This is a genomic window from Streptomyces sp. 3MP-14, assembly GCF_006334905.2.
In the GTDB taxonomy this organism is placed as follows: Bacteria; Actinomycetota; Actinomycetes; order Streptomycetales; family Streptomycetaceae; genus Streptomyces; species Streptomyces triticirhizae.
The window spans coordinates 557,151-580,245 of sequence record NZ_VDLZ02000001.1 but is presented as its reverse complement, the minus strand read 5'-3'; the positions used below and the strand labels follow the sequence as shown (position 1 = coordinate 580,245).

The following is a 23,095-nucleotide window of genomic DNA, read 5'->3' as shown; positions in this document are numbered from 1 at the left end:
TGCTCCGCGACGGAACCTTCTACGAACCCCGGACACCGAAGGACATCAAACTCGCCGCATAACCCCAGCAACACCAAACCACCCCAAACCCGACAGAGACGCCTTGACGAACGACATAGAGGCACCCAGGGCGGAGCATCGTGTTGTGTGGCCGCGACGGAGTCGGTGGCGGATGATCAGAAGAAACACCAAGAGGGCGCATCCAATCATTCCGAGAGAAACAAGCCACGAATAGACGATTGCGGCGAAAGCAAGGGCGATAGGTCAAATCGTCGCCCCCCAGTGGTCACGGAAGATCATTCTCAGCGTGACCGGATAGTTGCGGCCTCGATTCTTCGGTATGTAGTCGAGCGGAATGTGCTTTCCGGTCAGGCATTGCTCGGCGTTCACAGGTGCTTTACCCGCCATCATCGCACCAACCCGCCCAAGCATCTGGACCAATCGCTCCGTGCCACTCCATACAGCAAGGGGGGTACCCCACGAGTGATAGGCGAGGCTACATTGTACCACAGTCCGTTCGCGCCCAGTAGCAAGCCTGCTGCCGGACCCCGTCCCCAAAGAAGTCCCGATGCGGCGCCATATGCCTGTGACCGAAGGACACGTGGAACGAACCGCCCTGGTCCATTCCTGCACCGACGCCTGAGACGAAGAGTATGCCCGCCCCAGCAGCCACCATGCCTGCGCCACTCACGCCTGCGCAAACCACGGTGGGGCCCCGGCTCACGCGCTGCCGCTCCGTGAGCCGGCGGCGCACGGTGATTCAGCTGAAGGTTCACTCGACCACCCAGCGTCGGGTTTGGACGGCGAATCCACGCTGGTCGGGTGCTCTGATCCCCCCAAGCCCAGGCGCAGCTCAGCCCGGGCCCGGTGGGTGGATGCGCCGATGTCCCCGACTCAACTCCCCGTGTTTGACCGCTCGTCCGGACTGATCACTCTGTCCGGAAAAAGCTCGGCGAATACCCAGAAGAGGAGCATGACGCTGAGCAGGATGAACAGATTTCTGAAAAGGAGTTTCATGGGGAGCACTTCGGGATCTCCGAAGTGAAACGGTGATAGCAGCAGCTTCGCGAAGCGGGTCGGCACCTCAGGAATGACCAGTATCACCAGACATGTTGCCCAAGCGGCGATGAGTCCGAAGATCATGGTGGGATACCTCGCAGTGATCGTGGTTGGTACTGCTCGATGTGTGAGGTTCTGATCACCATCGAAAAAGTGGCACGGCCCATATTTGAGAAACATTCCCTGCTGCCTCGACGCCGATTCCGATCCCTGCCGCTAGTCCAATCGTGCTGATAGGCTCGCCCCTTGAATTCGTCGCGGCGACAGGCCCATGCGTTGGGTCGAGATTGAAAGCGTGATCAACACTTCCTGTGACAGCCAGTCCGTATGCTCCTGTTGCTTCTTGACGCCGGCAGAGTGGCCAGAGAACTGTGCAACGGTATCAGCGTTGCTGCGTATGAGGCCAACTGATACGTCGCCACCAAAGGTTGGATCGGTCCCTCCATAGGAAAAGGCGATGCCGTATTCAGTCCTGCTATCCGGATTTTCGACCGCCAGGAGACACATAGAACCAGAGAAGCCGTGTCCGAAACCAAGGGATAGGTTGACGCACGCTCCCCCTCCGCCGCCCGTGGCAGCGTTGACCACTCCTCTAATGAGGGAACCACCCGATTCCTCCCAGGCTCCGGAAAAATCGCCGCGTGCCAGGCTCTGCACGAAAGCGCTCCTCTTCTCCTGGTTTGCGCGCTGTGCTTCGGCGGCCGCTCGCTCAGCCGCTCGCTGGGCCGCTCGTTCGATGGCTCTTTTTGTCTGACTCAGTGCCGTGACTTGCTGGCGGGTTCCGACACAGCCGGGGTCGCGGTCGCAGGTGTAGCCGGCCTGTTGTTTCTGTTGGATGTAGCGGGGGGCGGGGGTGCCGCCGACGGAGCGGGTGATCTTCTCGTAGTTCTTGCCGTATTCGACGCCGGTGAGTTTGCCCTTGCGGTTGTAGCTGCACTTGTACTGGCCGCTGCGGCATTCCTCGAAGGCCTCGCCGGTGGGGTCGGCGAAGGTGAGAGGGTTGTTGTTGCCGTACTGGTAGGGGTTGTGTTGGCGGGGGTCGTCGGGGATGAGGAGGGGGTCGACGGATATGAAGCGGCCCAGCTGTGGGTCGTATTCGCGGGCGCCGAGGTGGGTGGTGCCGGTGGGGTCGGTGGTGCCGCCGAGGAAGCCTTGGTCGCCGGGCCAGGCGTCGGATATTTCGCCGCGTTGGCCGCCGAACGGCAACTGCTTGCGGCGTTGGACGAGTTTGGTGGGTCAGGAGTCGGTCGCCTTCGGCGGTGCAGATGTAGTCGGTGCTGGTGCCGTTCTCGGTGACGGAGTCGAGGGAGCCTTCCGGGTTCCAGGCGAGGGTCTGGTCGCGGACTCCGGCGCGTTCGACGAGGTTGCCTGCCTGGTCGTGGGTGAAGGTCTCGGTGCTGCTGTCCTGGGGGCCGCCGTCGGTGCTCACCGAGCGCAGGGAGTTGGGGGCGGTCCCGCCCGGTTCGCCCACCGTGTAGTCGCGGACGGTGTCGGTGCCGCCGGCGGTGGTGGCGTGTTGGGTTTCGCTGACCCGGTTGCCGGTGAGGTCGTAGGTGTAGCTGTGCCAGTAGGGGTCGGGGCCGCCCACGGTGGCCGGCGCGGCGCCGGCGGCGCAGTCGTCGTCGCCGCTGGCGGTGGTCCAGGCTCCGGTCAGCCGGCGGAGTGCGTCGGTGGTGAAGCACTGGGTGTCGGTGCTGGTCTGCGGCAGGGTGATGTCCTCGCCGGTGTGGCCGGTCCTGGTGATCGACTTCAGCCAGAGGGCCGGGGCGCTGCCGTCGCCGGTGCTGGGGAAGCTCTGCTCCAAGGCCCAGGAGTCCACCTTCTGTTCGGCCTCTCCGACCCGGGCATAGGTGGTGATCGTGGTGAGGCGCTTCGTTGTCCAGAAGGAGGGGGAGGCGTTGCCCTCGCAGTCCGCGTCGGAGGCGCAGTGCTGGTCGAAGGGAACGTCGGGCCAGTGGCGGGCGTTGTTCTCGTTGATCGCTGACCAGTCGCAGGTGACCCCGTCGGCCGGCAGACAGCGCTCGGAGACGCCGAAGGCGACGCGCCCGGCAGGCTGGTTGGTCAACGGGGCGTCCGAGCGGAGGCCGTACTCCACGCTCTTCAGGTAGCCGCCGCGAACGTAGCTGGTCGGGGTGCCCTCGAAGGAGGAGTTGATAGCCCGGGCATAGCGGTTGGTCTCCCGCGCCCACTGGTACGACATGGCGTTGCCGTGAGGATCGACGACGTAGTCGAGGTTCCAACGCCATCCCTGCTGGCACCAGGCCTCGGAGAACTGGCCCGCGTGGCAGGGCTCCCCCGGGTGGTTCCCGAAGACCGGAACGGTCCAGGTGGAGTCGGTGGTGCGGTCACCCTCGCTCCAACCGGGAAGCCGGTGCAGGCCGAAGTGGTACCGCACGCCGTCCGGATCGGTCACCTGCCAGTGCTCGCCGTTGTTGTCGCCGTTCTCCGCGCCGGTGAGCAACTCGATACGGGTGCCGTCGTCGTTCTTCTTCCGCCAGACGCCCGTGGAGTCGTCTCTGACCAGCTCACTGGCCGAACCGTTGAGCACGAGCGTGGCGTTGTGACGCTTCCAGCACAGGTCACCCACCGGGTGGGCAGGGTTGACGGCGCCGCTGCCCTTGTCCTCCTCGCAGGCGACGTAACGGCGCTCGATGAATCCAGGCGACAACGTCCAGCCGTCTCCTACCCAGTTGGCCTGGTTGTTGGTGGCGGCGGTGCGGCCGTCCACGTCCTGGGAGGAGTAGGAGAGTGACAGGTCGGGGACCAGGCCGCCCGGCGTCTCGGGCGTCTCGATCGGATACGACCAGGCGAAGCCGCCGGAGGACCCACCATGAGTCCACTCCCCGGTCGGAGACAGATCCGTCGCGGTGAAGTCGCCGCCCGCACCGGCACCGGCGGGTTCGGCGGCCAAAAACACCTCGGTCGGCGCGTCATCGCCGGCAGCGAGGGCGAGTTCGACGTGCAGCGTCTGGGTGGTGTGATCGTTGACCACGCTGCGGAGCGCGGCCTCGTCCGCCGACAGTGGACGTACGGTGATGTGGTCGAACCCAGCGGCCGCTGTCTCACGAGATAGGACGGACCAGGCGGGGGGAGGGCTCGGTTCTGTCAGTGGTGGCTCCTATGCTCACTCCCCGTGCTTGAATCATCAGGTGGGGGTGAGAGCAAGATGTGTCATGACTTCGCGGTCGGACACCTCGTGAGGTTCCCGGAGGCACCCGGCATCGGCCGCGTGGGTGCGGTCTTCGACGGCAGGCTCCGCGTCGACTTTTTCGAGTCGATCGCGGAGCCCGAGGTCGAGTCGCACACCGTCCCGGACGACTTGTGCCGACGCGTACGCCTCAACGACCAGACTCGGGTGTTCCGGCACAATCCCAGCAATGGCGAGTGGCTGGCCGGGCGGGTGAAGGGGCACGACAGTGCCGGTTACTACATCAGGTTCCCCAACCAGGAGTACGACCTGCCGGTGCCCGAGTCGCAGCTCCGCGTGCGGTGGGACAGGCCGGTTCGGGATCCCCTCCAGGTCCTGGCAGCCGGAGGTAACGAATCCGGTTTCCTTTACAACGCGCGCATCCCCATGCTGCACAACCTGGTGACCCAGCGGGCAGTCAGCGCGTGCACGCCCGCTCTCCTGGCAGCAGCGACCGAAATCTATCCCCACCAAGTTCGTGCCGCCCTGACTGTTCTCTCCGATCCCGTTCAGCGGTACCTCCTCGCTGACGAGGTCGGACTGGGTAAGACCATCCAGGCCGGCTACGTGATCCTCCAGACTCTGATCGACACCCCGAGGGCGAGCGTGCTCGTTGTCGCCCCAGATCCACTGCGGCGCCAGTGGATGACCGAACTCCGCACCAAGTTCTTCACCGACGACTTCCCGAGTCAGGTAACGATCACCTCCCACGAGTCGCCGGAAAGGTGGAGCCAGTACCACGGATATGATCTCGTGGTCGTCGACGAAGCCCACCTGCTCGTGCAAGACCGCGTCGATGCTGATCCCATCTATCACGCGTTGGCCAGCCTCGCGCACTCCGCGTCCAAGCTCCTGCTGCTGTCAGCCACGCCTGTCACATCGAGCCCTGCCACGCATCTGGGCCTGCTCCACCTCCTCGATCCGGATCTGTACAAGTGGAGTGAGCGGAAGGCGTTCGAGCGCCGCTACCAGCACCGGACGGAACTGGCGACCAGCCTCTACGGCCTCAATGCGGAGTTCCACCAATTGCTGCCTCCCGCGATCGACATGATCAGAGACCTCCTGCCCCCGGAGGACGTCAGATTCGGCCAGTTGGCCGCCCGTGTGCTCAACCTCGTCGACGCCGAAGGCGAACTCCGTGACCGGGTGGACGTTCAGGATCTCGCCACACGTGTCACGGCCCTCCGAGCCCACCTCAGCGAGACGTATCGCCTGCACCGCCGCGTGATCCGGCACCGTCGGTCTACCGTGCTGCGGGATGACGACGAGGCCTTGTCTCGGTACGAGGTACGGGGTCGCACCACGCCGACCCCGCTGGGAGCCGAGACCTACGATCCGGTTTCGGAGAGTCTGGGCAGCTGGCAGACCCAGGCGTGGGGGCATCTGCTCGACCATGAGCTCGAGGGCGACCGAGAGGCGTACGGTCTCGCTCTCGCTGTCCTCATATCTCGCCTCGGAGGCATGTCAAGGGACTACCTCGACGCGCTCCGGTGGCGAGTGCGCCGGGATCAGGAGGCCGCCCGGCGGGCGGGGCTCAGCCCTCGGGAGCGACGGCACCTCACCACGCCGGCCGTCATCGCCTTCGAGGCGCAACTACTGGAAACCCTCGAGTCAGATCTAGCGGACATGCCTCCCGCGAACGAGATCAACGAACTGGTTGACACGCTCCTCCCCGCCCTGCGTAAGGGCGGACGCATCATCGTCTTCTGCGGCGCTGGGTCACTCGCCTCGCTGCTTACCGTCCGGCTGCGAGAGCGGTTCCGCAAGGTTTCCTTCCTCGAACACACCCGTGCTGTCGGCGCCGAGCAATCCGAGCGTGCCATCCGTGAGTGGCGGGAGGAGCCGACGAACGCCATTGTTCTCATCGCCGACGACTCGGCCGAGGGCGGCCTCAACCTCCAAGTGGCAAACACCGTGATCCACGTGCGCCTGCCGTGGTCGCCGAACCTGCTGGAGCAGCGACTGGGTCGCACCGACCGATATGTCGAGTCGTATCAGCAGAGCCAGCCACCGAGCCAGTACGTATGTACGCAGTCGGACACCCTCATCGGAGGCTGGCTGTCTCTGCTGACCAACGGGTATGGCGTCTTCACCACATCGGTGTCGACGCTCCAGGACGCCATCGCGCAGGGTCTCGCCGGCGTCTGGGGCGCGGCCATGGAACATGGTCCGGACGGCTTGGTCGACCGTGCCGACACGGTCCAGCGACAACTGACGGCGGCGCGCGCCGAGATCGACCAGATGGACATGCTTGAGTCGATCTTCGACTCCTCGCCCGAAGAAGACTCGTTCGTCCGTCGGTTGACGGGCTTCGAAGTGGAGTGGCAGCAGACACGCGATGTCACGCTCGACTACACGGGTCGGGACGGTTTCAGTGGCGTCCGACTCCGTCACCGGCAGACCGGCGCCCAGCACGACACCTTCGAGTTCACACCTGGGACCCTCATCTCGCCGCACCTCTACAAGACGCAGCGCATCACTCCGGAGATGAAACGGGGCACCTTCAAGCGGAACGAGGCTTTGAAGGCCCCCGGCACCCGCCTGTTCCGCATGGGGAGTCCACTCGTGGACACTCTCGCCAACGTCGTGTGGCGCGATGACCGCGGTCAAGCGACGGCCTTCTGGCGAGCCGACGCCGACCACCGGGGCGAACCAGAGCCCTACTTCGGGTTCGACTACCTAGTCGAAGCCGAAGTCGATATGGCGGTAGCGTTGGCCCTCGAGATCCCCCAGGTGCGGAAGCCCCACGAAGCGAGGACAGCGCTACGTCGCCGGGCGGACCAACTGCTACCGCCCCTCACACTCAAGGTGTGGGTGAGGGGCGGTAGTGGCGAAGCCCTGTCCGACGGCCCACTCCGGGACTGGCTGAACGCCCCCTATCGGGAAACGGACCACAACTACAACGCCAAACGGATCCACGACCTGTTGACCATCTTCGACGGACACCGCGGGTACGAGGCCGCCGCCCGTGCGGCCGAGGCGGTCGCCCGCGCCGAACTCGAACGCGTAACGAACCTGCCTGAGCGCTGCGCCCAGGCACAGCGACGAGGTCAGGAGCGTCTCGCGGTCGAGAAGGCCCAAGCGGAGGCCCGCCAGGCGGCTGGCCGGCTGCTCGGCGACGCCGAGAGTTCCGTGCTCGACGTGGGGGTCACCGAAGCGTTGGTGGGCGGTCTCAGCCATCCGACGACGCGACTCGTGGCCGCTACGTGCGTGCTCCGGACAGGTCTGAGGAGAGTTCATCGTGGCCACTGACCCATGGACCGGGGCGGCATCCCTGTTCAAAGACCTGACACATCCTCCGGAACTCCCCGACGCACACGGTACCCTTCGCAGGCTCCGCGACGCCCTCGCAAGCGGAACCGCCGGGTGGCGCGACTTGGCCTCGCTGACCAGACAGATCCTCCTCGAGGCACAGGCTCGCCGGAACACCACAGGCCTGACCGTGCCGCTCGACCCCCGCCTGCCCAGCCGCGAACAGTGGGAGGCCATGAAGTGCCGGACCGGAGCCCTGCCGGGCGGGGAGCGGCTTCGGATCACCGCCACGCCCTGGCATCCCCCCGTTCCTGACGGCCTGCCGCGTAAGGCCGCGGAGGAGGATCTCCGTCAAATCCTTCTCGGGCGAGACTCAGACCAACGCCGGAAGCTGGAGTCGTATCCCGCTGATCCTTTCTTCACGGCAGCGCTGGGCGAGAAGCACGACCGCTACGTCTCGATTGGGCAGCGGCAGGCCGCTAGAAGAGTCGCCCTGGCAGAACCGGGGAGCACGACGATCGTCTGCCTACCTACCGGTCATGGAAAGACGGCGGTCGCCATGGCGCCGGCTTTGCTGGCCAGTGTCAGCGCCGGCGTGTCCGTGATCGTCGTACCGACCAACGTTTTGGCGGCCGACCTGGAGCGGCGTGCCAGAGGACGCCTCGCGCAGCAGGGGCATCGTAGCCCCACGGGGCGATACGCATACCACGCCGAACTGGCCGACCATGATCGACAGCAGATGCGGGAGGACATCGCCACCGGGCGACAACGCGTGGTCTTCACCTCGCCCGAATCGGTCGTCGGCTCCCTCAAGAAGCCGCTGGAGGACGCCTCCGAGGCCGGCCTCCTTCGGTACTTCGTGATCGATGAAGCGCACCTCGTCGATCAGTGGGGCGAAGGGTTCCGCCCAGCGTTCCAGACGATGGCTGGCCACCGCCGCACCTGGCTCGGCAAGGCACCTCCGGGACGTCAGCCCATCACCGTCGCCATGAGCGCTACCCTCACCCACCACCAAGTGGACGGCCTCGACACGCTCTTCGCGTCTCCCCAGCGGGCCCGGATCGTGTGGGCGGCGCAACTGCGCCATGAGCCCACCTACTACGTGACTGACTTCCCCAGCGAGGAGCAGCGGCAGGCCGCTGTTCTGGACGCTGTCTCGTACCTTCCGAAGCCCATGATCCTCTACACCACGAAGGTCGAGGACGCAAAGGGATGGGCAAGGTGTCTGCGGGACCACGGCTTCCGTCGCGTCACCCAAGTGACTGGTGACTCGAGGGACGCCGAGCGGACTGAGGCCCTGGAAGGCTGGAGTGGCCAGACAGCGGACGACGGCATGGCGGACACGCGGTACGACATCGTCGTGGGCACCACGGCATTCGGTCTCGGGGTCGATCTCGACGATGTCAAGACGATCGTGCACGCATGCCTGCCCGACACCGTCGACCGCTACTACCAGGAAGTGGGCCGGGCAGGCCGTGACGGAAGCCCCGCCATCTCCTACCTGGCCACCACCAAGGGAGACCTCGGACTCGCCGAACACATGAGCAGGGAAGCGATCATCAGTGCTGAGGGCGCGTGGAAGCGATGGGACGCCATGTTTCACGACAAGATCCCAGCACCGCGTCACCTCCGGGTGAACGTCGATACCGTCCCACCTCACATGGATACCGGTTACCAAACGAACCGCCAGTGGAATCTTCGGATCCTCAATCTCATGGTTCGTGCCGGCCTCGTTGCCGTGCACCCACCCGAGGAGCCCTTGAGGACTGATGGGGAGCCGGATGCCCTCTGGTTGGCACGGCTCGAACACTTCCGCAAGACGGCCTATCGCTGCGTCGACGTGGAGCTTCTCGGCTCCGATGCGCGGAACGAGGAGCGCTTCGCCATCCGCTTCGAGGAGCAGCGCGAAAGGATGCTGCGGTCCCGGTCCTCCTCACTGAACGAGCTCCGGGCGGCCCTCCGTGGTGACCGGTGTGTCGCCGAAGTGTTGGGATCGTACTACCGGGTGTCCGACGGCGTGGGTGAGCTCTTGACCGGTGTCACCTGCCGCGGGTGTCCTTACTGCAGATCCTGCAAGAAGCCCTCGCCACAGGGTTCCTTCTACCGGCTGGCCGGAGAGCCACGGCCGGTACTCCCCGACCCCCAGGCTCTGGGACGCCTGCCACTGGCCAGGTACTTCGGCGACCAGCACTGCCTGAGCATCTGGTGGAAGGACGCCGGTGATCAGGCCCACACGGATGAGTTCGTGGAGCGCTTGGTTCTTCGGGGCATCGTGGTTATCGGGGGACCTGGCGCGGGCACGCAACTCCGACGTCGCCTCCAGACAGCGGCGCGAACACGTCCGGTAATCGTGGACGACGACGGAACCCTGTTCAGGGACTGGCCTGGGCCCGTCATCTGGATGGCCGACGCAGGAGCCAAAGCTCCCGGTCCGGAACTCGCCACCCGCATGGCGTGGGAGGCGCCGACCTATGTGGTCCACCCACGATCCCTCGACCATCCTCGCCACCGAGGCACCCCGCTCGCCGACATCCACCCGGCACGGCTCTCGATCCGCCGTGCCCTGGAGGAACTCTGATGACGCTCCTGAACGTAGAAGCGGCGCTCCCCTCACAGACCTGGGCACTCGTACGTCTTCTCCTCTCACTGAAGAAGAGCATTCCTCTCGATGACGCGGAAGCCTTCGTCTCCCCCCCATCGGTGGTGCCCCCGGACAAGAAGTCCGCTTCAGCCTTCCGTGCCGCAGTCTCAACGCTCCGGATGCTGGGACTGATCCACGTCGACGGTGATCGAAACGAACTGTCCCTTGCCGGCCGGGCCACGACCCTTGATTCCTGCGACGAGTTGGTGGCCTACACCACGGTCCTTCGTAACGCCGTTTTCGACGCCGACCTTAACAGCGACCTGGGAGCTAACGACAGCTTTGTCGGGCCTCGTGACCTGACTCGGGCGCTTGCCTGGTTCCTCACGCACGACCCGACCGAACCAGCCATCGACGGGGTGGAAGCGGAGCACCTGATCGACGCGAGGGATGGAAAGGACCGCGGATCACTCAAGCCCGAGGTGTTGCCGCTCTTCCCCAACCGAACCCGATGGATTCGGCTCAACCACTGGGCTCCCTTCCTCGGGCTCGCCGCCGCACCCCTCTTCCCACGCGGCGGCTCGGCCCCCATGCTCCCGGACTGCACCGCAGCGGTGCGACAGACGGTCGCCGAGCAGTGGCCACTGGGCCGCCGTGTCAACGCTGTCGAGGCGTTGCGGGCCATTCGCTCTGCCCTACCGGTGCTTCCAGGCGGTGCACACTCACTCGCCATCGGCATCGTGAGCCCTGGTGAGAACGTCGCGGGTCCCACCCTCTCCTTCGCTCTGCTCCGGGGCCATGACGAGGGATGGCTTCGACTGGACCACGACGACGACGCACCACATCCCCTTCGCGTCTACGACGCCGACCGCCCTACCAGCGCTCGCACCATCAGCGACATCACCATCCTGGAGGCCGCTCATGGCTGACTTCCGCGGCATGCTCTGCTGGGACCCAGCGGTCGCGGCTGCCACGATCAATACCGAGGCCGTCAGCCCATCGCGGGCCGTCTTTCTTGCCACCCACACACGCTTGAGGATCAAACGAGCCAAGATCTCCAGCAAAGATGGTCTCGACCTTGAGGACGTCACGATCACCGAAGATGACGTCCTCAAGGAGTTCCTCTCCCTCAACCCTGACAGCGGTGCCCTACTTCTCCCAGTGGTCGGCGACTCCGGGTCGGGGAAGTCACACCTGGTCCGATGGGTGCGCGAGATGCTCACGCACCCGGACCGCGAGACCGAAAAACTCAAGGTCATCTACCTGGAGAAGTCCAAGACAAGCCTCAGATCCGTCATCAAGACGCTCGCCTCGGATGCGCGCAGCATCGACCTCGCTCAACTCATCGAAGACATCGACAAGTTCACAGAGGACATCGACGAGAAGTCTCTCGCTCGACGGATTCTCAACGAGCTTAGTGAGGCACTTGAGGCCACCCCTCCGGGCGCAGAATCCCGCCCATACGCCCGCATGTTGGTCGGCAGTGGAAAGCTGGCTGCTTTCCTCCTTGACCCTCATGTGCGCGAAGAACTCCTCGCCGAGGGAAAGTTCGTTCCAGAACTCGCCCGGAGACTCATCAACAACCGCCGCGTCGGAGAGCAAGACCGCCCCGAACGCTTCGCCATCTCGGACCTTCCTCTCGAATTCGAGGACCACCAGAAGGTCTCGGGCATGGCGAAGATGATGCTCGGCATGATCAGTACCCAAGGAGCTCTCCAGGCCGTGGCGGTGGAGTTGCTCAATAGTCACCTGGAAGACGCCGTCAAGCGCGCCTTCAACCTGGGGGCCGGGCGACTCCTCGACGCCATGCGTGAGGTACGGGAGGAGTACCACCGGCAGGGCAAAGAGATCGTCTTGTTGATCGAGGACTTCGCGCTCATCCAGGGCGTGCAGCGTGACCTCCTCGATGCGGTCGTGGAAGCAGCCAACCGCGAGGGGGCCACCTCCCTAGCGCCGATTCGAACCCTCATGGCGGTGACCCCCGGTTACTTCGACACGCTTCCCGATACGGTCCTTACTCGACTACAGGCAGGAAGCGGATTTGTCTATCACCTGGATGTCCCGTTCAGCCCAAAGGAGACCGGGGAAGAAGAGATCACCAAATTCGTCGGACGCTACCTGAACGCCGGCCGCGTCGGTCGCGAGGCGTTGGAGAACGCGGTCAGCGAGGTTCCCAACAAATGCAGTTCATGTCCACTCGAGTCCGAGTGTCACGAGGCATTCGGTTCGACGGAGGATGGGTACGGCCTATATCCGTTCAACGCCTCGGCGCTGGTGAGGGCAGTCCATTCAACGTCACCTAAGGACAAGCCGTGGTCCTTCGTCCCACGTGTCGTCCTGGGAGGAGTCGTCCGGGAGGTTCTCGAAGAGCACGCAGGGGACATCCGGCAGGGCACCTTTCCCTCTCCTCGCTTTCGGCAATCATTTCGACCTGCAGAAGTCGATGAGCCGCTGAGCCGCGAGGTTCGCAATCTTGTTGAGGAAAACGATCCCGACCCCGTTTCTAGGGAACGGCGTAATCTCGTGCTTGAGTTCTGGGGAGACTCTCCCGCGCGCGCTGACGACATCCATCCCATTGTTCTCGAGGCGTTCTCTCTAGAGCGGCTGGTTGGCGATGACCGAGAGGGCCCTTCACCCGTCTCCCCCCCACCAGCCGCTCCCCTTTCGCAGCCACCCACCAATAGCCCAGCCCAAGCGCCCAGCGCGACACCACCTCAGCGTGAAGTCCCTGCACAGACCGCGAAGATGCTGGCGGCGGTTGACCAATGGCTTACCCGCGAAGGCATCCTGGATACCAACACTGCCAACCGCATCCGCGGCATCGTCTGGACCGCCGTGGTGGAGCGGTACCAGTGGACCGCCCCCCTCATGCGACAGCAACCAATCACCGAGGTCATCAAGAAGGCATGGCCCACGAAGGCCACAGCCGTGTCCATCGAAGGTGCGAAGGAGAACCTCCCGGGCGTTGAGGACGCGCCGATCACCTTTTCCCGCTCTCCTGGGAACAGTTGGTTCTTCGACAGCCTCATCCGGGCCGACGAGAAGCTCACGCCCCGGTCCGTGGACATTCGACGATTGGCCACGCTCGCGGAGAAGCACAGCACAGTCCTAACCACCAGACTCCAGACATATATGGAAATCCACGATAAGGAGTTGGTCGTGGGACTCCGTGCCTCGCTTCTTGGCGCGGCGCTTGCGGGAAAAGCGTGGCCCGGCATGAGCAAGCCACTCCTCGTCGCAATCGCACTCGACGACGGGAGGGAGTGGCGCCGCGAGGACGATGCCTTGCGCACTGAAAAATGGCTGGACCTCCTGGACCGGCACCTCAACGGTCGCCCTGCGCTCGTGGCCCGTATCCGCCAAGCCGTCGGCGTCGCCCAGGGCATTGGAGCGGTCACCATGATCGATGGTGCGCGTCTCCTTCCGCTGCTCGACCGCGCCTCGTCCTCCTGGAGCTGGGACGTCGGGGGACGGCCAGCCCCCAGCTGGGTACGGCCGGCGATCCCCGTCGGCTTCGCCAGTTGGCACACGCTGATTGATGCGCAACTCGCCCGTCTGGACGCACTACTCACCGAGACCCGTGCCCATCATCCGTCCGGCTCCAATGGAAACGCGACGATGTCGGCACTCCGCGAGGCCCTCCCCATGGCGGCGGCCAGCGGACTACCACTGTCCTATGACGAGAAGCAGCAACTCGATGGCCTTCTCCAAGAGTGCGAGGACGCCGACTGGTCGAGCCTGACCGCACTCGAGCGCGACCTAAGCCGCGCGAACAACGAGGAACTCAACGACGTGGCCCGACTGAACGCTCGCTTGGTCGCCGCCGCCAAGGATCGAGGTGGCTCGCTCGACGCGATCCGACGGCTCCTCGTCGCCAGCGCCAACTGGCTGGACGCGGCCTTGGCCAGTGCTGAGAGCAGATCTTCCACCCCTGCCGCCAACAGCGCAGTGGAAGAAGTCAGGCTGATCCGCAAGGAATGGAAAGAGCTGGTCGCCTCCTGGGCCGACCAGACCGACGTGGCCGACAAGAACGAGGAGACGGGGGACCGATGACGTGCCTGTCCGTGTACGACAAGGCGGTACAGTTGCACAACCGCGCCCGGCAACTCGATGCCGGAGCAAAGGCGGACGAGAACGCCGACAGAGTCCTCAACCGTTGCACCGAACTCCGCGCGGCGCTGGGGGACCTCAGGAGTCAGGTGGAGTTGAGACACACCCTCGTTGAGGTGGGAGCCGCCGGCCCACCCGATCTGTCCGCCGTTGACTCCGCACGTCTCACCTTCGAGCGGAAGGCGTCCCACGGTCTACCTGACAACCCAACCTTCAGGAATGCCAAGAACAAGGTTATCGAGGCCACCGGCAAGATCAGGGATGTCAACATGGAGGCATGGGTAGCGTGGGCCAGTGCACGACTCGACGCGCTTCCACTGGCGCGAATCTCCACGCTCCCAACCGGAGAGCGTCAGGAGACACAGCGCCGGATGGCGGAACTCCGACGAACGCAGGGGGCCAAAGCGCTGTCCCCTTCAGACGTCACCCTGTTCACCAACAGCTACACCATCCTCGCTGAGGCCCTGCACGGCAAGGCGGATCCCCCAAGCGAACTGCAGCAGCTCGTGGAGCGCCTGGAACAGCGTCCCAGCCCGACGCTCCGCGAAGTCTCCGACAGCGATATCGCTCTACTTCGCCAATTCGACCTAGACCTTCACATCACCCTGCAGAGGACTGGAGCGTGACAGACCCTTTCCACCCCCGCTTCGCCAACGAACTATTGAACCGACTGGAGAACCGTGAGCTCCCGCTGCTCTCGTGGGGGATCACGGACACCACCCTGTCGGAGGCGGAGGTTCTCGACACCATCGACGACGTTCTCCACAGTCACAAGAACTCCCCCACCGACGTTACGAGCCGCGAGGTGCTGGAGGACTTCCTCGATGGCGCCCTGCTATTCCAGGTGCCGGTGCCCGTCGCGACGCCGCCCCGGTACAGAACCCGGCTGGCCGAGTCGGTGCGGCTCACCGTCGGGCTGCGGCAGCTCTTCGCCCAACGCGGCTGGGCTGATCAGCCAGATCCGGGCTGGTGGCAACAGCAGCGACGTTTGATCGCCGACTACCGGCTGTACGTGGCGCCCCGGCGCTATCCGCGTCGGGACATCCCGGTCATGGACGCACTACGCGAACTGGCGTCGCTCCCGTCCTGGGACGCGGTTCGGACACGTGTCACTACCGCGCTGCTCCAGGACCGTGACCTCGCGCGCTTCCAGGTGGATGCCGCACGTATGGTCTTCTCCTCCCTGGACGCGGAGCGATCCAGGGGGGTCATCGTCGGCGCGGGCACCGGTAGCGGCAAGACGCTGGCGTTCTATTTGCCGGCGTTCGCCGCAATGGCCAGCCGCGGCACGGGGCAGCGGCGCGTACGCACCCTGGCGCTCTACCCCCGGAAGGAACTCCTGCGAGACCAGCTTCGCACTGCCATCCAGGAGGCGGACACCGTCGACGAGGCGCTCCGTCGGGACGGTCAGCCCCCGCTTCGTATCGGCGCACTCTACGGCGACACCCCGTGGCACCGGAACGACGACAAGCTGAAGCCGAATTCACGCTTCGCCACCCAGTGGCGACGAACCCGTAACGGAGTCATCTGCCCCTACCTGCCGTGTCCCGCCCCACGGTGTGGCACCGGAGATCTCGAATGGGCCGACCAGGACATCTGGCAAGGACTCGAACGGCTGACCTGCACGAAATGCGGGTACGTCCTAGCTAACAACCGCCTCGCGCTCACTCGTGAGTCGCTACAGAAGAACCCCCCGGACCTGTTGTTCACAACGACAGAGATGCTGAACCGTTACAGCGGCAAGTCTGGACTCGATCGACTCCTTGGCTGGCGCGGCGGCAACGCAGCCCCCTCGCTTGTCCTGCTGGACGAGGTCCATACCTACGGCGGGTTGCACGGAGCCCAAGTCGCCCTGCTGCTGCGTCGCTGGCGCGAGGCGGTCGGCCGGCCCGTTACCTTCGTCGGCCTATCCGCGACCCTGCGCGACGCCGACGCGTTCCTCGCGCAACTGGTGGGACTCCACCCGGGGGAGGTGACCGCCGTAGAGCCAGCGGCGGAAGATCTAGTGGAGGAGGGCCGTGAATACGCCCTCGCACTCCGCGGAGACCCCGTCTCGGGTGCGAGCCTGCTGTCGACGTCGATCCAGACCGCCATGCTCCATGGACGCCTACTCGACCGAGAGTCGTCCCCATACCTGTACGGCTCGACGGGTTTCCTCTTCACCGACGACCTGGACGTCACCAACCGCTTCTACAACGACCTCCGGGACGCCGAGGGTGGACAGGACCGCACCGGCAGCCGCCGCCCCCGCAGCCGGAAGCCGGTCCTCGCCGGCCTGCGCTCATCCATCCGTGACGAGCGAGTGGCTCGCTACCTCGGGGCGCAGTCGTGGGACATCGTGGAGAAGATCGGCCATGATCTCGACCCAGATCTTCAACTGCACTACCTGCGGATCGGACGAACGTCCTCCCAAGATGTTGGTGTAGATCGCCACGCGAACCTGACCGTCGCCACGGCCTCCCTAGAAGTTGGGTTCAACGACCCGCGGGTGGGCCTCGTGCTCCAGCACAAGGCACCTCGAGACCCCGCGGCATTCATTCAGCGTCGCGGCCGAGCCGGCCGAACCCGTGGTACGCGCCCCGTCACCATCGTCACGCTATCGGACTACGGCCGGGACCGACTGGCCTACCAAGCGTACGAGACGCTCTTCTCTCCCGAGGTACCTGCCCGGAGCCTGCCGGTCACCAACCGTTTCGTGCTGAAGATCCAGGCCACGCAATCATTCCTGGACTGGACGGCCCGCGTGCTTCGCCGGCAAGGCGAGGACGCCGACCCGCGAGAGATCCTCAAGGCCCCCAAGGGCCGACGCGTGCACGACAAGCTCCGGAAGAGCCACGACGCGCTGACACGACTTCTCGACGAATTGCTCCGCAAGCCCGACCGGCAGGACGAACTCGCCCGGCACCTGCGGTGGGCCCTACGGGTCAGCGCGGACGAGGTACAGGCCCTGCTCTGGGAACAGCCACGCTCGCTGATGCTGGCCGTCGTACCGACCGCGTTGCGTCGGCTCCGCAGCGAGTGGACGCCCCTGAGCCGGGACCCTGGTGATGAGGAGGGGGCTTTGCTCCCCGAGTTCGTCACGCGAGCGCTCTTTGAACCTTTGAACCTACCGGAGGTGACGCTGATCTTGCCGTTCCCCGGCCAGGATGGCGAGGAGTACCTTCCCATCGCCCGTGCTCTCCGGGAGGCGGTCCCTGGCCGCGTAAGTCGTCGCTTCGGTCATCGTCGCGACGACGAGAGGACCTGGCTACCTGTGCCACGGAGCGGCGTGGACACGTTGGAACTGCCTGAGATCGTTGACCACGCCGAGCCCGAGGGAATGTGGCAGCCACACGGACCGAGAACGCAGGAGGTTATGGTCTTTCGTCCCCACTCCCTGAAACTCTCCGAACCACCTCCGAATGTCGCTGACCAGTCCCAGGGTTTCCCGCTGTGGGGCAGCCAGATCGTCGTGCCCGAGGACGCGCCCCCGACTCCGGCTGACGTGCCGAACCCGTCTCCCTGGCGCTCACGCGTCGCCGCTGTCAACTTCGCGACCCACGCGGCGGGGAACCCGATCGTGATGCGTCGCATGACAGTCGGCGCCGACTGTGAGGTGGCGTTCCAGAAGGGCGAGGGTGAGACCCGGAGAGTCTTCTATGAGGTGCAGGGCCGGCCGGCCGCGCTTGGCTTCAGCATGGATGTCGACGCCGCCCGCTTCGTACTCAGGCCGCTCGAGACATCGTACGCGCAGGTCAGGCAGTATCTGTCGTCGGCGCAGTGGCGTTCCCTGGCGTTCTCGTACGCCCTCGATGAGGATCCGTCCCTCGCGGAGTTGTCCAATCGCTTCCAGCGGGAGTGGCTCCGGCAGATCTACCTGACCGCGTTTGCCTTGGAGGGCCTCGACGGTCAGCGCTCCGCACCGGAAATTCACACCAGGCTGGCCCGGGGGGCGTGGGCCAGGCAGTTGTCCCGGATTATCGCTGTGCTGTACCGGGGCTCCGACCCCGACCAGATGCTCACCAACAGCCGGTTGTTGTCTGGGCTCACCGAACTAGTAGGTGACCAGCGGGTGCTCACCGCCGTCGACCGAGCGGCGGAGCTCCTCGTCGCCCAGGACGTCGCCGACCGCACCGAGGACCTAGCTCAGCGCGCCTACCGAGACACCCTGGCGGCCGCCATTCTCGCCGCGGCCCAGCGGGCCTGTCCCGACTCGCAGGACGGCGACCTGATCGTCGATGTCCTACCCGGCGCAGACAGTGACGGGGGAGCCGTGGTGTGGCTCAGCGAGACCTCTCTGGGCAGCCTTGGTGTCATCGAGGGCCTCGTCCGGTTCTACGAGGACGATCCTCGACGCTTCTGGTCCCTGGTCACCGCCGTGCTGGCGCCAAGCGACCATGAGTACGTCGACGCCGCGCTGACGCGTCTGCTGCGCCACCTGACCGATGAGCCCGACGGCGACGCCGCCATAGCCGTCGCCAACCTGCGGGACGCGCAGGACAGCGAGGATTCCAAGCGCGCCCTTGACTCGCTCCTCGACGCCTGGGAGACATTGGACGGCCGACCGCGGCACGGCGCCGTGTCGGCGTTCTCGGCCCGACTCCTGCGCCCGGGCTCCGGCTCGGGCACTGACGTGCAGACGCTGACGATGGTCGATGCCTGGGCAGAGTTGGAGAAACGTCTTGGCGTTGAGGTGGACGCCCGGGTTATCGCCTACGCCGTCGGCGACGGGAAGATCAACGTTGGCGGTGGCCGCCCGCTCAGCGCCGACCAGGCGTTCAGTCTCCTGTGGCCGCGTGGGCGTCAGGCTCGAACGCTGGATCTCCAGCACTATCAGCCGTACGCCGACGAGCCGGTCCTGGACCGGCTGCTGGTCCGAACTGCGCACGATGACCGCGTTCCGCGAGTGGACGTCACAGCTGCCGAGTGGGTCACGGCCTACCAGAAGACCATGTCCAAGAGCGCGGCCGTCGACCTCGTCTGCCCGGCGGGTGCGACGCACGCCCTGGCCCAGGCGGTCATCGCAGTGCCGGGCTTGCGCGTCGACCGGGACGTCATGGGGCTATTCGGCGAGGTACGGGGCTACGTCCGGAATGGGAACGAAGTCTGCGTACGAGTGGAGTTGCGGGAGGCGGTTCAGTGAGGGGTCCGAGGAAGGCAATGGATCTGACCCCCAGGACGCTCCGTACTGGCGCCAAGACGGGCCTGAGCGTTGACTCACTGCTGGCCGCAGCGCTCATGGCGGAGATACTGAGCCCCAGTAGGGAGTTGTGGCTGGTGTCTCCGTGGATCACGGACGTCCGCGTGATCGACAACCGTCACGGCAGCTTCGACGCCCTCTTCGGTGACACGCCTCCCCACGCCTGGCGGCTGTCCGACGCGCTGCTGCGCGCCGCCGGCGCCGGATCAGATGTCTATGTCGTGGCACGCCCCGATTCTCACAACGAGCCGTTCCTTCGGCGTCTGGAGGCTGCGAGGCTGGACGACACCCTCCACGTACGGCGTGACGCGGATGTCCACGAGAAGACGCTGTGCGGCCAGGAGTGGCTGCTGACCGGCTCGATGAACTACACCGTGCGAGGTATGTCGAGGAACGACGAGGCGATCATCTACAAGGTGGGTGGGCCAGACGCCGGACAGGCGCGGCTGGACCTCGCGCAGCGGTGGAGGAGTGGTTCGTGACACATCACCCGGAGCTTCGACCGGAAAATCGACGTAAGGGCGTCGAGGATTTCCTCCAGCGGTTCTTCGGCCAGGGAAACCGGGCGTGGCCGTCTATGGACCCGGCCTTCCCCCACCAGGACCGCACCCGGCCGTTTGTGGATGCCCTGAGGCGTGGCGACGACGCGCCCGTGGTGCTGCCGCGGCTGTACGCCGACCGGGGACCGTTTGTCGTGTATGTCATCGCGCGTGACATACACGACCGGGCCAAGACCGTTGAGTTGATCCGTGCCTTCGCGGGCCCGACGTACATCCAGTACGAACTGGGAGGCGGCATCCAGCCGGTTCCGCTCGACCCGGGAGACTCTGTCGAGCGGGCTGTCCTTGACTTCTTCGGCTCTCGGCCCGTGTTCAGGCTCGGCACCGGACAGGTTCACGACCGTCGTAGGAAGCTGGTCGATGCCTTGCTGCTGATGCAGAGCACGGTGGCCAGCCGCCCTCCCCGGCTGTGGCGGGTCGCCAAGCCGGTTGGGCGCCTCCTCGCGGAGTTCGACGCGTCTCTGGCAGCCGGTGCCGACGCCGCATCGAGAACGATCCTTGACCACCTAGAAGCATGTGGGGGTGTAACGGCGCTCAACCTCGCGGCACTGAGAATCAAACGGCTTGATCGGCTCGGCAGGAGTGAGGAACTCCTGCGTTTTCGCAATCTTGCCGACGTCATCCGGCACGATCCGCCCGTTCCAGCAAAGGAAGCCATCCTCAACGCCATCTACGCGGCGCTCGAGGAACCTCTCGCGGAGAACGATCTTCCGGCGGCACGACAGCGCCTGGAAGAACACGGGCGGTTCGTTCCAGACCTCCTGGACGTCGAGGCGGCCTTACTGGGGGCGCCTGCCATCACGGTTCTGTTGCTCGCGGCGTCGGTCCTTGAGGAGCTGCCTCTGCTGCGCCGACTGGCCGACACCGTACGTCGTGAGAAGCGTGTCGCCGACGTGCCGCGGCTGGTATGGGACCACATCGTCCGTGATCTGGGCGAAGGCGAGGACACCGCGTCGGTCCCGACCGACCCAGGAGCCCTCTCACCAGCGGGGGCGTCGGATGGTTCCGCCGTCGCGCCCGTGACCGTGGCCATTGACTCCTGGCAGACACTGTTCGCCGAGGTGGCGGCCGGCGGAGGCGTGGGACAGGGGACATTGGCCAACGGCGAGTGGGCCGCATGGGCGTCGCCGGCCGTCGACGACGCGGTCTTGGCTGAGTTCCTCGACGGCCTGGGGAACGAGGCGGCGGACAGGGTGTGGCAGCTGGTCGGTGCCTTCATCGAGGCCGTGGGATACAACGAGCCGGCGGGTCTCACGGCGCATGCCTTCATCCGCAGCGCCGTCGCGTTCGACCGCTTCGGGCCAGGGGACCTTGCCGCGTTGCAGGCCCTCATGGAGATCGCGCTGCGGGCCGCGCCCGCGGCACAAACCTACGTCGAGATCCTGGAGGAGATCAGCGCCGAACGCAGCCGCTGGGTCTCACCGGAGCGGGCGCCTGTCGCTCTGGACTTCGTCGACCGCCTCGTGCTGGCCGCGTGCCCGGACTCCGACGCCCGGGGGACCTTCGCCTTCGGCCTCCTCGAACCGCTGTGGGTGCACCAGACGCGTCTGAGCGAGAGTGACCTGGCATTCGCACGGCGTCTCGCCAACGAGGTCGGCATCGACTTCGACTGGCAGGACCGTGTTGGATTGGTCGGCGAACGAGAGGTGACGCTCGCTGACCTGCCGTCATTGAACCTGCTTCTCTACTCCCTGGACGAGGCAGTCCTGGGTCGGTGCGCCGAGGAAATCGAGCGGCTCGCGCCGGCCGTGAAGGTCGTGACGGCATCGGACCATGTCGGTTCGTCTCAGCTTCGGCATAAGGCCCGCTCGGCGGACGTGATCGTCATGGCCACCCGGTGTGCGAAACACGCAGCCACCGGCTGCATCGACCAGAACAGGAGGACTGAACACGTGGGCTATGCGAACGGCAGCGGCTCAGCATCACTGCTGCGTGCCGCTGTCGACAAGCTCCGAGTCGCTGCGTCGACCTGATGATGCACGGACGACAGCCCTGCTCACGTCACCCATGTTGTCGCCACCCGGTCCGCCAGGCCATCGTGTGGCTGGGGCAGCCGGGTGAGACGGCCTATCCGATAACCCGCGCCTGGAGGTAGGTGCTGAGCATACGCACGTCGTGGGAGGTGTTCTGCAGGCTGTTCCATCGGCGTTCTTCGCCGTCAGGAAACAGCCATGTGCCGGAGGTCCATGCGACGTGATCCTCCAAACCACGCAGGGTGGTGCGCACCCGGTCCCAGTTGACCTTCTCGACCGGTGTGTCTGCCGTCAGGCGATCCATGACGAAGCCCATTGCCTGGATGCCGACGCCGTGGGTCAGGCGCGAGTCCTTAGGGCGCATTTCCCAGGCGTCGCGGAAGATCGTCGCCACGGGCGTCCAGAACGCCAGCACGTGTGCAAGCATCCGCGTCTCGTCGCCGGTGCCGTCGCTGGCGTTGCGATACTGGAACAAGGCTCCCTCGTAGATGCTGTGTTCCAGCATCTTCAGGACGCTGTTGTCCTTGATGTCGCCCGTGGGTGAGGTGGGACTGCTGATCCGGCCGCAGAAGGGGCCGTTTCCCATGTTCAGATGGACCATCAGCCGTGCCGCGAGTTGGCGCCGGGCCAGGGAGCGCGGCAGTTGGCCGGTGGTCTCTGGCAATAGTTCGTAGACCAAGCCCTTGGGCAGCGGCTTAGTGGAGTTGACCAGGATGAACTGGGAACGTTGCTCCTCCTGCCCGGCTGCGATGAAGCCGACAGCAGCGACGGGAAACTCGGCGACGTCGGCGTCGCGGATGGCGGCGCTGCGCTGCTGACCGTCGACCAGCCAAGCCGGTTTCTCGTCGTCGGCCAAGGATTCGTCGACGGGAATGATCAGCTCTCCCGGCACGGAGTACGGCACGCCGCCGGCCCGGACGACGGGTTCAAAGCGCACTCGCTCGTCGAAAGCGAGGACGAGGGCGTTGGGGAGCATCGCGCCATCGGACTCGAGGTAGCGTCGAATCGAACGGATGTGGCTAAGTACCTCGGGCCTCTGGTACCCCTGCAGCCGCTTCTCGTCGTCCCGGCGGACCCGCGAGACTGCGGTGAAGTCGTGCAGCGTCTTGCCGTCGACGGCGAAGCAGTAGATTTCCTTGCTGCCCTGGAGAATCTTGAGCGCAGGAAGCTTCAACTCGTAGCGGTCGGCCACAG

At 65.5% G+C, this 23,095-nt stretch carries 15 protein-coding genes and 1 pseudogene; 11 read left to right on the top strand and 5 right to left on the bottom strand.

The genetic code is table 11. The features are described 5' to 3' along the window. Nucleotides 1-264: 264 nt before the first annotated feature. The 4 genes and pseudogenes from FH609_RS30775 to FH609_RS31375 all read right to left on the bottom strand — a co-directional run. On the bottom strand, nucleotides 265-441 hold the full coding sequence (locus FH609_RS30775; protein WP_193318154.1) for a hypothetical protein: 177 nt from the start codon (nucleotides 439-441) through the stop codon (nucleotides 265-267). A gap of 453 nt (nucleotides 442-894) precedes the next feature. Next, complete coding sequence (locus FH609_RS02465) at nucleotides 895-1,143, bottom strand: hypothetical protein (RefSeq protein WP_139665476.1); 249 nt, start codon at nucleotides 1,141-1,143, stop codon at nucleotides 895-897. A gap of 132 nt (nucleotides 1,144-1,275) precedes the next feature. Further along, the gene (locus FH609_RS31380) at nucleotides 1,276-1,716 is read right to left on the bottom strand and encodes a hypothetical protein (protein WP_226961341.1); all 441 of its coding nucleotides are present in this window, start codon (nucleotides 1,714-1,716) and stop codon (nucleotides 1,276-1,278) included. A gap of 375 nt (nucleotides 1,717-2,091) precedes the next feature. Beyond that, nucleotides 2,092-2,265, bottom strand: a pseudogene (locus FH609_RS31375) (RHS repeat-associated core domain-containing protein); the annotation flags it as partial. A gap of 467 nt (nucleotides 2,266-2,732) precedes the next feature. Between FH609_RS31375 and FH609_RS30770 the strand changes: the two are divergent. The 11 genes from FH609_RS30770 to dpdD all read left to right on the top strand — a co-directional run bounded on the left by FH609_RS30770 (nucleotide 2,733) and on the right by dpdD (nucleotide 21,901). Next, nucleotides 2,733-2,909, top strand: coding sequence for a hypothetical protein (locus tag FH609_RS30770; RefSeq protein WP_193317733.1), 177 nt, complete (start codon nucleotides 2,733-2,735; stop codon nucleotides 2,907-2,909). A 359-nt stretch (nucleotides 2,910-3,268) separates the two neighbouring features. Then, nucleotides 3,269-3,811 (top strand): hypothetical protein, encoded by a 543-nt coding sequence (locus FH609_RS02455; RefSeq protein ID WP_139665478.1) that lies wholly within the window; start codon nucleotides 3,269-3,271, stop codon nucleotides 3,809-3,811. A gap of 78 nt (nucleotides 3,812-3,889) precedes the next feature. Beyond that, on the top strand, nucleotides 3,890-4,132 hold the full coding sequence (locus FH609_RS02450; protein WP_139665479.1) for a hypothetical protein: 243 nt from the start codon (nucleotides 3,890-3,892) through the stop codon (nucleotides 4,130-4,132). Nucleotides 4,133-4,192: 60 nt separating this feature from the next. Further along, nucleotides 4,193-7,498: a protein DpdE gene (gene dpdE / locus FH609_RS02445; RefSeq protein ID WP_226961331.1), complete on the top strand. Its 3,306-nt coding sequence runs from the start codon at nucleotides 4,193-4,195 to the stop codon at nucleotides 7,496-7,498. Then, nucleotides 7,488-10,076: a protein DpdF gene (dpdF, locus tag FH609_RS02440; protein ID WP_226961330.1), complete on the top strand. Its 2,589-nt coding sequence runs from the start codon at nucleotides 7,488-7,490 to the stop codon at nucleotides 10,074-10,076. The genes dpdE and dpdF overlap by 11 nt, the downstream gene beginning before the upstream one ends. Continuing rightward, nucleotides 10,076-11,008: a protein DpdG gene (dpdG, locus tag FH609_RS02435; protein WP_139665480.1), complete on the top strand. Its 933-nt coding sequence runs from the start codon at nucleotides 10,076-10,078 to the stop codon at nucleotides 11,006-11,008. The genes dpdF and dpdG overlap by 1 nt, the downstream gene beginning before the upstream one ends. After that, nucleotides 11,001-14,132 carry a protein DpdH gene (gene dpdH, locus FH609_RS02430; protein ID WP_139665481.1) on the top strand — a complete coding sequence of 1,044 codons (3,132 nt, stop codon included), beginning with the start codon at nucleotides 11,001-11,003 and terminating at the stop codon, nucleotides 14,130-14,132. Before dpdG ends, dpdH begins: the two co-directional genes overlap by 8 nt. An 11-nt stretch (nucleotides 14,133-14,143) precedes the next feature. Further along, complete coding sequence (locus FH609_RS02425) at nucleotides 14,144-14,815, top strand: hypothetical protein (protein WP_139665482.1); 672 nt, start codon at nucleotides 14,144-14,146, stop codon at nucleotides 14,813-14,815. Further along, nucleotides 14,812-19,311, top strand: coding sequence for a protein DpdJ (dpdJ, locus tag FH609_RS02420; RefSeq protein ID WP_139665483.1), 4,500 nt, complete (start codon nucleotides 14,812-14,814; stop codon nucleotides 19,309-19,311). Before FH609_RS02425 ends, dpdJ begins: the two co-directional genes overlap by 4 nt. A gap of 17 nt (nucleotides 19,312-19,328) precedes the next feature. Beyond that, nucleotides 19,329-19,850: a phospholipase D-like domain-containing protein DpdK gene (gene dpdK, locus FH609_RS02415; RefSeq protein WP_139665484.1), complete on the top strand. Its 522-nt coding sequence runs from the start codon at nucleotides 19,329-19,331 to the stop codon at nucleotides 19,848-19,850. Continuing rightward, on the top strand, nucleotides 19,847-21,901 hold the full coding sequence (dpdD, locus tag FH609_RS02410) for a protein DpdD (protein ID WP_139665485.1): 2,055 nt from the start codon (nucleotides 19,847-19,849) through the stop codon (nucleotides 21,899-21,901). Before dpdK ends, dpdD begins: the two co-directional genes overlap by 4 nt. A 94-nt stretch (nucleotides 21,902-21,995) precedes the next feature. Here the strand turns inward: dpdD and dbpB are convergent, their stop codons facing one another. Further along, nucleotides 21,996-23,093 carry a DGQHR domain-containing protein DpdB gene (gene dbpB / locus FH609_RS02405; protein WP_139665486.1) on the bottom strand — a complete coding sequence of 366 codons (1,098 nt, stop codon included), beginning with the start codon at nucleotides 23,091-23,093 and terminating at the stop codon, nucleotides 21,996-21,998. Nucleotides 23,094-23,095: the final 2 nt, after the last annotated feature.

Bases quoted from the DNA above. Each gene is read 5' to 3' on its own strand.
- FH609_RS02465 (WP_139665476.1), bottom strand. From the start codon at position 1,143: ATGATCTTCGGACTCATCGCCGCTTGGGCAACATGTCTGGTGATACTG.
- FH609_RS02450 (WP_139665479.1), top strand. From the start codon at position 3,890: ATGAGTCCACTCCCCGGTCGGAGACAGATCCGTCGCGGTGAAGTCGCC.
- dpdG (WP_139665480.1), top strand. From the start codon at position 10,076: ATGACGCTCCTGAACGTAGAAGCGGCGCTCCCCTCACAGACCTGGGCA.
- dpdH (WP_139665481.1), top strand. From the start codon at position 11,001: ATGGCTGACTTCCGCGGCATGCTCTGCTGGGACCCAGCGGTCGCGGCT.
- dpdK (WP_139665484.1), top strand. From the start codon at position 19,329: ATGGATCTGACCCCCAGGACGCTCCGTACTGGCGCCAAGACGGGCCTG.